Below are 13,758 nucleotides of genomic sequence, written 5' to 3'. Positions count from 1 at the left end.
CGCTTCCTCGCCACCCGCGGTGTCTTCCGCGAGGACGACGACGGCGCCTTCCACATCACCCCCGCCGCCCAGGTGCTGCGCTCCGACGTCCCCTACTCCGTCCGCAGCGCGGCACTGCTCTTCACCGACGAGATGTACTGGAAGTCGGCGGAACGGCTGGAGGACACGGTCCGCGAGGGCACCACGGTCTTCGACGACATCTTCGGCGTACCCGTCTTCGACCGGGTCGACGGCGACGGCGCACCGGCGGTGCTGTTCTCCGAGGCACTGGACAGCCTGTCCATGACCGAGCAGACCGCGATCGCCGACAGCTACGCCTTCCCGCCCGCCGGAACCGTGGTGGACCTCGCGGGCGGCACCGGAGGTTTCCTGCGCACGGTACTGGCCAGGAATCCCAAGCTGCGCGGGGTTCTGTTCGAACGGGCGCCGGTACTCGCCCGGCACCGGCTGGACGATCCCGCGATCGCGGGCCGCTGGGAGACCGTGGCGGGCGACTTCTACGAGTCGGTGCCCGCCGGCGCGGACGTCTACGTCCTGAAGCGGATCGTGCACGACAAGTCCCGGGCCGACTGCCTGCGCATCCTGCGCAACTGCCGGAAGGCCATGGGCGAGGGCTCCCGGCTGCTGATCGTCGACGCCGTGGTGCCGGACAAGGACGTGCCGCCGGGGATCGTGCTCTCCGACGTCCTGATGCTGACGGTGTTCGAGGGCAAGGAGCGGACGAAGGACGAATTCGCGTCACTTCTCGGCGAGGCGGGACTGAACCTGTTGCGCATCCATCCGACTCCCGCGAGCCTGTCGATCATCGAAGCCGGCACCGGCTGACATCTACCGCGGGAGGCACCAAGATGACCGCCCAGCCCCGGATCGCCGTAGAGCGAGGGCACGTGGAGCCCGGATACGCCCACTACGACGACCTGGACCTGATGGGATTCGTCCACAACTGCCGTTACCCGGTGATGGTGGAGCGGGCACTGACCGGCTTCTGGTCGCGCAACGGCTTCACCTACGCCGAAGGCAAGTACAGCCAGCCGGACATCTTCCTGGCCGTCGCCGAGTTCACCATCCGCTACCGGGCGCCGATCCGCGGCACCGTCCCGTACGCGGTGCACTTCTGGATCAGCAAACTGGCCGAGACGAGCGTGGTCTACGACTTCCGGGTGCTGTCGGAGGACGGGCGGACGGTGCACGCGGAAGGACACCGGGTGCACATACGCATCGACACGGAGACGTTCCGGCCGACTCCGTGGACCCCCACCTTCCGCGAGGTGGCCGGGAAACTGCTCTAGCACCCGGCACGACGGTACGAGCACATGTACCCGCACGAACGCACGACCGCACGACGGCCCCGGGACTCCTCCCGGGGCCGTCGTCTTGTGTCCGCCCGGGCCCCGGGGGCCACGCTCACGCGTCGTCAGACGGCGGTCAGCACCCCGTCAGCGGGCCCGGACAGACTGACGGGCGACCCGATCGATGGAGGCTGCGATGTCCGAGGAACACCCGACGATCGCCTATCCGGTGGTCCGCACCGACCCCACCCGGCCGCCCGAGGAGTACGAGCGGCTGCGGCGCGAGCGGCCCGTGTGCCCCATCACCCTGGCGACCGGCGACCCGGCGTACCTGGTCACGCGCTACGACGACGTACGCACCGTCCTCGCGGACCGCCGGTTCAGCCGGGCACTGATGCTGGAACCCGACGCCCCCCGCTTCCAGGCCGCCGCCCCCTCCCCGGACGTGATCCTGAACATGGACCCGCCCCGCCACACCCGGGTCCGCAAGTTCGCCTCCCAGGCCTTCACCCCGCGCCGGGTCGACGAGCTGCGCCCCCGGATGGAAGCGATCGTCGGCGAGGTGCTGGACGAGATGGCGGCCGGCCCCCGGCCGGCCGACCTGAACGAGGCGTTCGGCCGCCCGATCCCGCTGCGCATCGTCTGCGAGATGCTCGGTGTGCCCCTCGAGGACCAGGAGCGGTTCGTCGGCTGGACCGAGCGGATGATGTCGCTGCGGGACTACCCGCCCGAGGAGGTGCGCGCGGCCTACATGGACATGCGCGCCTACTTCTCGGACCTCGTGGACCGCAAGCGCGCCGATCCCCGGGATGACCTGCTCAGCGCCCTGACCACCCTCTCCGACGACGAAGGCCCGCTCACGCAGGCCGAGTTGGTGGGCCTGGGCACCGCGCTGCTGGTCGCCGGGCACGACACCAGCATCACCGTCTTCGCCAGTTCCGTGCTGACCCTGCTGCGCCACCCGGAGCAACTGGCTCAGCTGCGCAAGGACCCCTCCCTGTGGCGGCCGGCGGTCGAGGAGCTGCTGCGTCTGGACAACCCCGGCGGTGTGATCTCACCCCGCCGTGCCTCCACCGACATCCGGCTCGGCGACACCGTCATCCCGGCGGGCGCCGCGGTGATGCAGCACATCGGCTCGGCGTGCCGTGACGAGTCGGTGTTCCGGGACCCGGAGCGTTTCGACCTCCACCGGACCGAGTCCACCCAGCTGTTCTTCGGCCACGGACCGCACTTCTGCATCGGGGCGCCCCTGGCCCGGGCCGAGATGGAGATCGGGCTGCGCATGCTCTTCGAACGCTTCCCGGACCTCGAACTCGCGGTCGACCCGCGGTCCCTGAAGTGGCGGGACTTCGCGGCGCTCGGCGGCTACACGGAGTTCCCGGTCACATGGGGATGACCGACGCCGCCGGGCAGCCGTCGTCACCGGCCGCGGACGGCACGGTGGCACAGACCGGCGGCACCGCCGGGCCCGGAAGCACGGACGAGCCCGTGACCCGCGTCCGGGCCCCGTTCGTGGCCGGTCTCGCGCTCGCCTCGCTGGGGCTGTGGACCGCCCTCTACACACCCGTACAAGTGCTGCTGGCCCGGCAGTTGGAGGCGATCGACCCCGGCGGCAAGGAGACGGCCCTCGCCCTGGTCACCGGGATCGGGGCCCTCGTCGGCCTGGTGGCCACACCGCTGGCCGGCGCGCTGTCGGACCGTACCGCCTCCCGGTTCGGCCGCCGCCGCCCCTGGCTGGCGGGCGGCGCGCTGTGTGCCGCCGCGGGTCTCGCCCTGCTGTCGCGGCAAGGGAGCGTCGCCTCGGTGGCCGGTGCCTGGTGCCTCGCCCAGCTGGGGCTCGGCGCCGTGCTGGCCGGTCTCGTCGCCGTGCTCCCCGACCAGGTCCCGGTGTCCCAACGCGCCAGGGTGAGCGCCTGGATGGGGGCCGCCCAGCCGGTGTCGGTGCTACTGGGCACCGTCCTGGTCACCAGGGCGGTGACGGGCACGGCCGCCGGTTACGCGGTGCCCGCGCTCGCCGTCGTCACCGGTGCCGCCCTGTTCCTCGCCCTCGTCAAGGACGCCCCGCCGGGACACCGGCCGGCACCGTCCGGCGGCCCGCGTCACCTCCTGCGGGGCACCTGGGGGTCGTTGCGCCGCCACCCGGACTTCGCGCTGGCCTGGGTCACCCGCTTCCTGATCCAGTCCGGCAACGCGATCGGCACGCTGTACCTGCTGTACTTCCTGCGCGACGAGATCCGCTACGAGCAGCGGTTCCCCGGCCGCAGCGCCGAACAGGGCCTGACGGTGCTGGTGTCGCTGTACGCGCTGGGCATCGTGGGCGCCGCCTTCGCCGGCGCGGCCTACTCCGACCGGCACGGCCGCCGGCGCACCCCGATCGTGGTGGCCGGCACGGTGATCGCCGCCGCGGCGCTGCTGCTCGCGGTGTGGCCGAGCTGGCCGGCCGCCCTGGCCGCGGCTCCCCTGATGGGACTCGGTTACGGCGTCTACGTCTCCGTCGACCAGGCCCTGGTCACCGACGTACTGCCGAGCTCGGGCGACCGGGGCAGGGACCTCGGGGTCACCAACATCGCCAACGTACTGCCGCATGTGCTGGGCCCGCTCCTGGCGGCGGCCCTGGTGAGCGCCCCGGGCGGCTACCGGTCGCTGTTCACGGTCACCGCCGTCCTGACGCTCGCCGGCGTGCTGCTGGTCCGCCGCATCCGCGGCGTGCGCTGAGCCACGGCCGGGCCCCGGGCCCGGCGGCCCGCGCCACCCCCACTCAGTGAACCTCCTCAGCGAAGAAGGACCTGATGACCGACGAGTTGTACATCGCCGGCTGCGCCGCGTGGCTGCCGCCGCCCGTTTCGGCGGCCGACGCGGTGGCATCGGGAGCGTTCCCGGCGGCCGAGGCCCGCAGGACCGGCATGGAGTCGGTCACGGTCGCCTCCGAGGAGGACTCGGCACCGGCGATGGCCGCGCGCGCCGCGCGAACCGCTCTCGGCCGCGCCGGACGCTCCTCCGCCGAGGTGGGACTGCTGCTCCACGCCACGCTCTACGACCAGGGCCACGACCTGTGGGGCACGGCCTCGTACGTCCAGGCGCTGGCGCTCGGCACCGGGCAGCCGGCCTGCCCCGCCGTCGAGATCCGCCAGGTGTCCAACGGCGGAATGGCCTCCATGGCGCTCGCCCGGGCGTTCCTGTCCTCGTCCGAGGCGTCCCGCGCGGCCCTGCTCACGGCGGGCGACGTCTTCTGCCCGCCCGCCTTCGACCGGTGGCGCGCCGATCCGGGAACGGTCTACGCCGACGGCGGCGCGGCCCTCGTCCTGGCCCGGGACGGTGGCTTCGCGCGCGTGCGCAGCCTGGTGACCGTCTCCGATCCGGGCCTGGAACGCATGCACCGCGGGGACCACCCGTTCCGGCCGCCCGCCGACGGGCGGGTACGGAAGGTGAACCTGGAGGAGTGCAAGGAGCAGTACCTGGACCGGCACGGCATGCGGGCCACCGTGGACCGGGCCGCGCGGGGACAGCGGTCCGCCGTGGAGGAGGCACTGGCCGGCGCCAAGGCCGAACTCCGCGACATCGCCCGGTTCGTACTGCCCCACCTCGGGCGGCGCCGGCTGGAGTCGGCCTACTTCCGGCCCTTCGGGATCGCCCCGGAGCACACGACCTGGCCGTGGAGCCGGACCGTGGGGCACCTCGGGGCCGGTGACCAGTTCGCGGGCCTGGCGCGGCTGATCGAGCGACGCGAGGTGCGGCCCGGCGACCTGGTCCTGCTGCTCGGCGTCGGCGCGGGGTTCACCTGGTCCGCCGCCGTGGTGGAGATCCTGGAACTCCCGGACTGGCACAAGTGACACTCCAGGCGGCCCGGTCCCTTTACGTGTCGGCGACGGCCGTGGGCCGGGCGGGCCGCGGGGAGGGCCGGTCGGCGACCGGCACGGCCGCGCCGTGCTGACGCACCGCCAGGGCGACACGGACCGCTCCGGCCCACACCAGGGCGGAACCGCACAGATGCAGGACGACCGCAACCGAGGGCAAGGAGGCCAGCGACTGGAACACCCCGACGGCCCCCTGCGCCACGAAGACGGCCAGGAACACACCGGTACGCCCGCGGGCCGGGGAACCGCCGGGCAGAGCGGCGAACAGCAGACCGCCCACGACGAGGCACCCCGCGGCGATCACACCGTGCACCACGGTGACGCCCGCCCAGTCGAACGGCATCCGGCGCACGTCGGAGGAGTCGCCCGCGTGCGGTCCGGAACCGGTGACCGCGGTCCCCACGACGAGCAGCACGGCCGTCCCCGCCAGCAGGAGCCGGCTCAAGGTGACGGCACGCCGCGGCGGAACCGCCGGCGCGGACACCTCGTGATCCAGCTGCCGCACGCGTACCCAGGTGACTGTCGCCGTGGCCAGCAACAGCGCGGCGGCGAGGAAGTGGGCGGCGACGATGTACGGGCTGAGCCGCAGCCACACCGTGACACCGCCGACGACGGCGTTGAGCACGACCACCCAGAACTGGGCCCACGCCCCGCGCAGCACCGGGCGCGAGGGCTCACGCTGCAGCCGTGCGGCGATGATGAGCCAGCCGACCACCGCGCACAGGGCACCGGTCAGCAGCCTGTTGCCGAATTCGATCGCCCCGTGCACACCCATCTCGGCCGTGGGCGCCAGGCTCCGGCCGGTGCACGAGGGCCACTCCGGGCAGCCCAGCCCCGACCCCGTGACCCGTACGACACCCCCGGTGACGATGATCGACACGGCGGCCACCACCGACGCCACCGCGGCCATGCGCAGACTGCGCGGCCCCCAGGTCTGGTGACGGGCTAACCAGGACAGCGGTGTCCGCACGGTGACTCCTAGCTGACGATGTGCCGTATACCTTCCGACACCCTAGCCGGGCCTCCGAGAGGACGGTCCGTCACCATGACGCCTCCGCGCGACCTGCCCCCGCTCAGGTGCGCAGAGCGGCGGCCCGGTGTTGCGCGGGCGTGATGCCCCGGCGCCGCTTGAAGGCGACGCTGAGCGCGAAGGCGCTGGAGTACCCGACCCTGCGCGCGACGGAGTCGACCGTGGCACCGGTGTCCCGCAGCAGGTCGGCGGCGAGGGCGACACGCCACGTGGCCAGATAGGTCATGGGAGGTTCCCCGACATGGCGGGCGAAGCGGCGGGCCAGCCCGGACCGGGAGGAGCCCACCCGGGAGGCGAGGGACGCCACGGTCCACGGGTGGGCGGGGTGGTCGTGCATCAGCCGCAGCGCGCTCGCGACGACGGAGTCGTCCGTGGCGCGGTACCAGGCGGGGGCGTGGTTCCGGGGACGGTCGAACCAGGCACGCAGAGTCGAGACGAGCAGCAGGTCCAGCAGGCGGTCCAGGACGGCCTGCTGGCCGGGTTCGTCCCGCCGCAGCTCCTGCGACACGAGGGTGAGCAGCGCACGGTCGCTGTCCCGTTCCGGTACGACGAGGACGTCCGGGAGGGCGTCCAGGAGGCGGTCGCAGATGCCGGACCGGCCCTCGTAGGCGCCGCTGATCAGAAGGGCCGGGCCCGCCTCGCCGGCACCGCAGGTCCGTGGGGCGGGGACCGGCCCGCCACCGGCGACGGCGCGGGCGGTCCGCGCACAGTAGTCGGCGCTGGTGATGACCTGCCGGGGCGGCGACGCGAGGTCCTCGCTGACGGTGTACGGGTCGGGACCGCGCAGGACGGCGGTGTCACCGGGGCCGACCTCGATCGGCTCGCCACCGGAGGGAGTGATCCAGACCTCGCCGCCGAGCGCCACGACCAGGGTCAGCCGGGCGCCGCTCGCGAAACGCAGGGACCACCGTGGGCTCATGACGGTCCGGGTGAACACGGCTCCGCGTGCCCGCACCCCGTCCAGCAGATCCGCCAGCGTGTCCACCCGCCCAATGTAGACGCTCGGACATGGATATGGGTGTCTCGACCATGGTCCGGCTCGGCGGAGCGGGATGGGGTGGCCATATGACTGAGCACCCGATTCTGATGACCGGCGGCACGGGGAAGGTCGGCGTACGCGCCGTGGCCCGACTCCGCGCGAAGGGCGTGCCGGTGCGCGTGGGATCGCGTTCCGGCGAACCCCGTTTCGACTGGACGGACCGGACCACCTGGGACGCCGCTCTCGACGGCGTGAGGAAGGTCTTCATCGTGCCGCACGACGGCGAGCTGCTGACCCGGCCGTTCGTCGAGCGCGCCAAGGAGCTGGGGGTCGAACGGGTCGTCCTGCTGTCCGGCCGCGGAGTCGGTGTGCCCGGCTACGCCGGCGAGGACAGCATCGCGGGCAGGACGCACATCGACGGCGAGGACGCCGTGCGCACCTGCGGGCTGGAGTGGACGGTCGTGCGGCCGGCGTGGTTCGCGCAGAACTTCAGCGAGGGCTTCTTCCGGGACGCGATCATGGCCGGCGAACTCCGGCTGCCCGCCGGCAACGGCGCGGCGAGCTTCGTGGACGCCGAGGACATCGCCGCGGTCGCGGTCGCCGCGCTCACCGAGGACACGCACGCGGGCAAGACCTATGAACTGTCCGGGCCCGGCGCGGTGACCATCGGCGAGGCGGTGCGCCTCATCTCCGAGGCCACCGGCCGTACGGTGCGCTACGTGCCCCTCTCACCGGAGGACTTCGTCGCCGAACTGGTCGCCGAGGGCTGGCCCAGGGCCGACGCGGAGGACTTCGCCGACGCAGTCGGCCCGATCCGGCGCGGCATGGACAGCCACCTGTCCGACGGCGTGCGGACCGCGCTGGGCCGCGAGCCGCGCTCCTTCGCCCGCTTCGTCGCCGACGCCACCGCCGCAGGGGCGTGGCGCGACTGACCTGACGGCCGGCCGATGCCGGTCGGCACCGGCAGGCAGGGAAAGGGACGATGACCCGGCCGGTCACGCGAGGCGTCGATGTACAGATCGGCGAAGAAGGGGGCCGCGCCATGCTGCGAGGTCAAGTAGGCATGCTGGGTGGCAAGGTCAACTGACTTTGCTCTCCTATGCCTTGGAGACACCGCGGGCTACGATGCGGCACTTCGGTACATGGCCGCGTCGGGGACGGGGGTTGTGGAGCGATGAGGCGGGCCGGAGTCGTGCGTACGGTGGTGGGGCTGGGCGTCGCCGTTTCGGTGATCGCGGGAACCGCCTCCTGTTCCGACGACAAGGGGGGCCAGAGCACGGCGTCTCAGGAGCGCTCCGAGGAGACCACGCACGCTTCGCCCACCCCCGCACACTCCTCGCCCGCTCCGGCCGACCCCCTGCTCGACGCCGGCGTCCCCACGGGCGACGGGCTCAGCGCGGCGCTGCCGGAGAAGGGGGAACTGCCCGCCGGGTGGGTCAGGTCCGGGGAGGATTCCGTCGGTTGGCGGGACGCGGCCGACGCCGTCATGGAGGGCGAGGACGCGACCGCGTGCGGCGCCACAGGGCTGCAGGCCGCGGAACTCAACGGCTCCGACCACGGGGTGATCTCCAGCGTCGGGAACGAGGACAAGGGCGACGGCGCCCACTTCTCCCTCAAGGTCCTGATGGACTCGGACAACCTGGGTGCCGAGCTCACCGGACCGGACCGCGTCGAACTCGTGACGGAGAACATGACGCGGGCGCGGGACTTCTGGTCGTGTTTCTCCCCCGAGGAGTCCGGTATCGGCGACGACAGCCTGAGCTACGACACGGACCGCTTCGCGAGCGTCCACATGCGGGTCGGCCCGGTGGAGGTCTTCGTCCACACGCCCCGCTCGGGCGACAGCCCGTCGGCGGAGGACTGGGCGCGCGTACTGGAGCAGCGCATCCGCTCCGTGCTCGCGGGCCGGGCCCCGACCGCGCGCATCCCGGTGAAGTAGCCCCCGGATCACTTCAGCAGAAGGCGGTCGGCTTGCGGGGCGGCGGGACGGCGCGCAGCAGCTCCCACAGCGGGCGTGAGCCGGCCGCCCAGACTCCGAGGGTATGGCGGTCGACCACGTGGAGGCGTTGCTGCTTGGCGAAGTCGAACGCGGGTGCGGTGACGCGTCCGTTGGTGACGATGACCGCGACGTCGGCGCCGTGGACCTGGCGGGCCGTGCCGTTGAGCACCTGGAGGTCCGGCGTGCCCACGGCGGAGCCGGCGAGGCCGTCGCGCCGGTGCTTGCACTGGATCACCCAGCGCCTGCCGTAGGGGTCGGTGGCCTTGACGTCGGCGCCCAGGTCACCGCCGCCCCCGACGCGGACCGCGTCCTGGCAGCCGTCGCGGCGCATCAGGTCGCGTACCGCGTACTCGAACCGGGTGTGGTGCAGGGCGTCCAGCTGGGCGAGCCCGTAGCGCAGCCCTTGCGCGCGGACCGCTTCCCACCGCGCCCTCTGCCGCCTGTGGTACAGCCGGCCGCCGGCGGCCGACACCGCGAGCCCACCGGCGACGGCCAGGATCCACCAGTGGGCGAGCAGCCAGTTGACGACGGTCACCGCCAGGGCGACGGCGAGGACGGCGGCCACGAGCAGGCCGATCAGCCGGTCCTCGGCGCGCTGCCGCCTCCGGCCCGGCCTGCGGGAGCGCCGCCGGGCCGGCGGGCGCCCGGCCGTCGCCGCCCGGACTTTGCGTGTGCGGGGACTCACCGGCCGGCCTGCGTGACGCCGCTCGCGAGCTCGTCGAGGACGCTGAGGATGCCCTGACCCGCCGGAGTCGGCGCGATCAGGACGCCCAGCGCCAGGACGATGACGACGGTCGTCTTCTCGTCGTTCCGGCTGCGGGCCTCGGTACGCCGCCGCAGCCGGAAGAACACGATGACCGCGAGCAGCACCGCCACGTTGATGGTCAGCAACCGTCCAGACCTCCCCACCGACCGCACCACCGCACGGGACGGCGGAACGCCGTCCCGGCGTTCTTGTGTAGCGGCGTCCCGGTGACGTTGTCGGCCGGTTGCCGACGAATGGCACAAAGCCATCGGACCTGGCCGAATACCGTGCAATGGATCAGTCGGGGACGCGTCGCCGTTCAGAACGTGACGAGGGCTTCCACCGCGTACGCGTACGCGACCGCGTCCGCCGAGGCCGGCGGCAGGGGCCGCCCGTCCCGCTGAACGGATCCGGCCCGGCCTTCCGGTCAGCGGAAGGCGCCCTGTTCACAGGCCCGTGCCCGCAGCACCCTGGAAAACCCACGGAGCCCGCTCCGGCCTTCCGGAGTGATGGCGTCCGAAACCCGTGAATCCCGCAAAGGACAGGACGATGACGACGACGTCATTCGCGCGCAACCAGTGGTACGTGGCCGCCTACGGCAGCGAGATCGGGAGGGAGCTGTTCACCCGGACCGTCTGCGGCGAGTCGATCCTTTTCTGGCGTACGGAAGCAGGCGAGGTCACCGCCATGGCCGACCGCTGCGTACACCGCCGTTTCCCGCTCTCGGAGAAGCCGAGCCGGCTGGACGGCGACACGGTCGTCTGCGGCTATCACGGTTTCACCTACGGAGCCGACGGCGTGTGCGTGCGGGTGCCGGGCCAGAAGCGTGTGCCGCGCACCGCCCGGCTCGCCTCCTATCCCGTCAAGGAGCAGGACTCCTTCGTGTGGGTGTGGATCGGCGACAAGGACAAGGCCGACGAGACTCTCATCCCCCGCGCCCCGTGGCTGGACTCGCCCGACTACACGACCATCCGCGGTATGGAACCACTGGCGGCCCGTTACGGCCTCCTCGTCGACAACCTGCTCGACCTGTCCCACGAGACGTATCTGCACGGCGGCTACATCGGCACCCCCGAGGTCGCCGAGACCCCCATCACCACCGAGGTCGACGACAAGGCGGGCGTCGTCTACGTCAGCCGCCACATGGCCGACGCCGAATGCCCGCCGTTCTACGCCAGGTCCACCGGCATCGACGGCCGCATCACGCGCTGGCAGGACAGCGAGTACCACGCCCCCTGCCTGTACCTGCTGCACTCCCGCATCGCCCCCGTCGGCACACCCGACCCGGCTGCGGACGGCAGCGACCCGGGCGCCTTCCACGTCGAGGTCGTCTACGCCATCACGCCCGAGACCGAGACCAGCACCCACGACTTCTGGGCCGTGGCCCGGGACTTCGCCCTGGACGACCAGGCGGTCACCGACTTCCTCCACGAGAACAACCGCACCGTCGTCCTCCAGGACGTCGTCGCCCTGAACAAGCTGGAGCAGGTCGTCGCCTCCGAGCCGGCGGGGACGCAGGAGCTCAGCATCAACATCGACACCGGTGGCCTGGCCGCCCGCCGCATCCTCGAGCGGCTCGTCGAGGCCGGCGCGACCGGGTCCGCGGCGGCCGTCCGATGAGCCCGCGGCCCACGACCATGCTCGACGGGGACACGGTTCACCGGGTCGTGTGGATCCCCGGTACGGACCGGCTGGGCGGCTGGTGCTGGTGCGGCGAGTCCCGGGAGTCCGAGGACCCGGTGGAGTTGTGGGAGTGGCTGCTCGCCCACCCCGCCGGGCACCCGGGACCAGGGCCCGCCCCCGCCCCGGCCCCTGTGCCCGCCCCCGGCCACCTCGTGGGCGCCTGACCCGGCGTTTTCGCGAACTCCCGTACTCGCGTACTCAAGGACCCCTGATGCCCGTGAACACCACCGCACTCGAAACCGGACTCGACCTCGTCGTGGTCCGCCGCACGGACGAGGCCGACGGTGTGGTCTCGCTCGACCTGCGGCGGGCCGACGACGCCCCGCTGCCCGCCTGGACGCCCGGCGCGCACATCGACCTCGTGCTCGCCCCGGATCTCGTACGGCAGTACTCGCTGTGCTCCTCGCCGGAGGACACCCGCGTATGGCGTGTCGCCGTCCTGCGGGAGAAGGAAGGCCGCGGCGGTTCCCTCCACGTGCACGAGGGGCTGTCCGAGGGCGATCCGGTCCGGGTGCGCGGCCCGCGCAACCACTTCCCCCTGGAGGGCGCCGAGAAGTACCTCTTCATCGCCGGCGGCATCGGCATCACCCCGATCCTCCCGATGCTGGAACGGGCCGAACGGCAGGGCAACGCGTGGGAGTTGGCCTACGGAGGGCGGACGCTCGCCTCGATGGCCTTCCGTGACGCGCTTGTCGCGCGGTACGGGGAGCGGGTGCGCATCCGGCCCGAGGACGTGTACGGGCTCCTCGACCTCGACGCGCTCCTGGGGACACCGCGCCCGGGCACGCTCGTCTACTGCTGCGGACCCGAACCGCTGCTGAAGGCCGTCGAGGAGCGGTGCGCCGACTGGCCGGCCGGCACCCTCCACGTGGAGCGGTTCACGCCGAGGGAGCCCCAAGCGCCGCTGTGGGACGGGGCGTTCGAGGTCGAGCTGGCGCAGACCGGCGTCACGGTGAGCGTCCCGCCGGACAAGTCCGTGCTGCAGGCGGTCGAGGAGGCCGGGGTGCGGGTCCTCTCCTCCTGTCGCGAGGGTACGTGCGGCACCTGCGAGACGACCGTGCTCGAAGGCACGGTCGACCACCGTGACTCCCTCCTCACCCCCGCCGAACAGGAGGCGCACGACACGATGATGATCTGCGTCTCCCGGGCGGCGTGCCCGAGGCTCCTCCTGGATCTTTGACGGCCGGCGTTGTCATGACCGTCACCCCGCATCCCCGCCAGAGTATTGACGGCCGTTAAGACTCTGCCTAGCTTTTCGGTGACGTGCCTGAGTCCGCCGGGGAGCAGCGCGCACCTGGACAAGGAGGTCCGCATGCGGAGCCGAGCCCCGACCGACAGCGGTTCGGTGACGGCCAGGGCCCTGCGGGTGCTGGAGGCCTTCGCTCCCGACCGGTCCGTCCTGCGGCTCGCCGAGATCTCCCGCCACACCGGCCTGCCCCTCACCACCACCCACCGGCTGGTGAAGGAACTGGCCGGCTGGGGCGCGCTCGAACGCGAGGCGGACGGCGGCTACCGCATCGGGCTGCGGCTGTGGGAGATCGCCTCGCTCGCCCCGCGGGGCCTGGGCCTGCGCGAGGCCGCCCTGCCGTACCTCTCCGACCTCGCGCACATCACCCGCGAGAACGTGCAGCTCGCCGTCCGCGAGGAGCTGTCCGTCGTGTACGTGGAGCGCCTCGCCGGGCGTGACGCGGTCCGGGTCCTCACCCGCGTCGGCGGGCGATTCGACCTCGCGCCGACGGGTGTCGGCCTCGTCCTGCTCGCCCACGCTCCCCGGGAAGTCCAGGAACGGGTGCTCGCCCAGCCGTTCGCGCGGCACACGGAGAAGACCCTGTGCGCGCCGGACGAGGTGCGTCGCGCTCTCGCCGAAGTGCGCCGTACCGGGGTCGCGATCAGCGACCGGCAGGTGACGATGGATGCCGTGTCGGTCGCCGCCCCCGTGTGCGGGCCGGACGACACCGCCGTCGCGGCCGTCTCGGTCGTCGCCCACGCCGACGCCGTGAACCCGCACGCCCTCGTGCCGCTGGTGCAGGTCGCGGCGCGCGGCATCTCACGCTCCCTCGGGGCACGCCTCAAGTCCTCGGTCGCGTGACGGACACGGGCGGATCGTCCCGCTCGATGTTCCGAACACCGAAGTTCCGTGGCCAGCCGATGTATCCGTTATGGAACGACTGGAACAAAT

The 13,758-nt window shown here is 72.5% G+C and carries 15 protein-coding genes; 11 read left to right on the top strand and 4 right to left on the bottom strand.

The features are described from left to right. From IE251_RS25585 to IE251_RS25565, 5 genes are all read left to right on the top strand, one after another. The coding region (locus IE251_RS25585; protein ID WP_189755349.1) for a methyltransferase at nucleotides 1–825 on the top strand (825 nt) is incomplete at its 5' end. 23 nt (nucleotides 826–848) lie between these two features. After that, nucleotides 849–1,289 carry an acyl-CoA thioesterase gene (locus IE251_RS25580; protein WP_189755348.1) on the top strand — a complete coding sequence of 147 codons (441 nt, stop codon included), beginning with the start codon at nucleotides 849–851 and terminating at the stop codon, nucleotides 1,287–1,289. Between the two features lie 196 nt (nucleotides 1,290–1,485). Beyond that, nucleotides 1,486–2,685 (top strand): cytochrome P450, encoded by a 1,200-nt coding sequence (locus tag IE251_RS25575; protein ID WP_189755347.1) that lies wholly within the window; start codon nucleotides 1,486–1,488, stop codon nucleotides 2,683–2,685. Then, complete coding sequence (locus tag IE251_RS25570) at nucleotides 2,676–4,004, top strand: MFS transporter (protein WP_229896928.1); 1,329 nt, start codon at nucleotides 2,676–2,678, stop codon at nucleotides 4,002–4,004. The genes IE251_RS25575 and IE251_RS25570 overlap by 10 nt, the downstream gene beginning before the upstream one ends. Before the next feature lie 74 nt (nucleotides 4,005–4,078). Then, nucleotides 4,079–5,119 carry a ketoacyl-ACP synthase III family protein gene (locus IE251_RS25565; protein WP_189755346.1) on the top strand — a complete coding sequence of 347 codons (1,041 nt, stop codon included), beginning with the start codon at nucleotides 4,079–4,081 and terminating at the stop codon, nucleotides 5,117–5,119. Between the two features lie 22 nt (nucleotides 5,120–5,141). Here IE251_RS25565 and IE251_RS25560 read toward each other — a convergent pair whose 3' ends face one another. Together IE251_RS25560 and IE251_RS25555 are read right to left on the bottom strand one after the other, a co-directional pair. Beyond that, nucleotides 5,142–6,113, bottom strand: a complete 972-nt coding sequence (locus IE251_RS25560) for a COX15/CtaA family protein (RefSeq protein WP_229896927.1) — start codon at nucleotides 6,111–6,113, stop codon at nucleotides 5,142–5,144. Between the two features lie 103 nt (nucleotides 6,114–6,216). Next, the gene (locus IE251_RS25555) at nucleotides 6,217–7,158 is read right to left on the bottom strand and encodes an AraC family transcriptional regulator (RefSeq protein WP_189755345.1); all 942 of its coding nucleotides are present in this window, start codon (nucleotides 7,156–7,158) and stop codon (nucleotides 6,217–6,219) included. A gap of 80 nt (nucleotides 7,159–7,238) precedes the next feature. On the opposite strand from IE251_RS25555, the gene IE251_RS25550 reads away from it, so the two are divergent. After that, nucleotides 7,239–8,084, top strand: coding sequence for an NAD(P)H-binding protein (locus IE251_RS25550; RefSeq protein WP_189755344.1), 846 nt, complete (start codon nucleotides 7,239–7,241; stop codon nucleotides 8,082–8,084). A 260-nt stretch (nucleotides 8,085–8,344) separates the two neighbouring features. Then, on the top strand, nucleotides 8,345–9,091 hold the full coding sequence (locus IE251_RS25545) for a hypothetical protein (protein WP_200692189.1): 747 nt from the start codon (nucleotides 8,345–8,347) through the stop codon (nucleotides 9,089–9,091). A 13-nt stretch (nucleotides 9,092–9,104) separates the two neighbouring features. Here the strand turns inward: IE251_RS25545 and IE251_RS25540 are convergent, their stop codons facing one another. Then, a complete protein-coding gene (locus tag IE251_RS25540; protein ID WP_189755342.1) occupies nucleotides 9,105–9,836 on the bottom strand; it encodes a restriction endonuclease in 732 nt (243 codons plus the stop codon). After that, nucleotides 9,833–10,042, bottom strand: a complete 210-nt coding sequence (locus tag IE251_RS25535) for a hypothetical protein (protein WP_189755341.1) — start codon at nucleotides 10,040–10,042, stop codon at nucleotides 9,833–9,835. The genes IE251_RS25540 and IE251_RS25535 overlap by 4 nt, the downstream gene beginning before the upstream one ends. Before the next feature lie 403 nt (nucleotides 10,043–10,445). Here IE251_RS25535 and IE251_RS25530 point away from each other — a divergent pair, with 403 nt between their 5' ends. The 4 genes from IE251_RS25530 (at nucleotide 10,446) to IE251_RS25515 (ending at nucleotide 13,668) form a co-directional block, all read left to right on the top strand. Continuing rightward, a complete protein-coding gene (locus IE251_RS25530) occupies nucleotides 10,446–11,516 on the top strand; it encodes a Rieske 2Fe-2S domain-containing protein (protein WP_189755340.1) in 1,071 nt (356 codons plus the stop codon). After that, a complete protein-coding gene (locus IE251_RS25525; protein ID WP_189755339.1) occupies nucleotides 11,513–11,743 on the top strand; it encodes a hypothetical protein in 231 nt (76 codons plus the stop codon). Before IE251_RS25530 ends, IE251_RS25525 begins: the two co-directional genes overlap by 4 nt. A gap of 47 nt (nucleotides 11,744–11,790) precedes the next feature. Further along, entirely contained in the window at nucleotides 11,791–12,759 is a 969-nt protein-coding gene (locus tag IE251_RS25520) for a PDR/VanB family oxidoreductase (RefSeq protein ID WP_189755338.1), read from the top strand. 132 nt (nucleotides 12,760–12,891) lie between these two features. Continuing rightward, a complete protein-coding gene (locus tag IE251_RS25515) occupies nucleotides 12,892–13,668 on the top strand; it encodes an IclR family transcriptional regulator (protein ID WP_189755337.1) in 777 nt (258 codons plus the stop codon). Nucleotides 13,669–13,758: the final 90 nt, after the last annotated feature.

This window comes from Streptomyces eurythermus, assembly GCF_014649115.1.
Classification (GTDB): Bacteria; Actinomycetota; Actinomycetes; order Streptomycetales; family Streptomycetaceae; genus Streptomyces; species Streptomyces eurythermus.
Note: the sequence above shows the minus strand (reverse complement) of the source record. Positions and strands in the feature narration are given on the sequence as shown.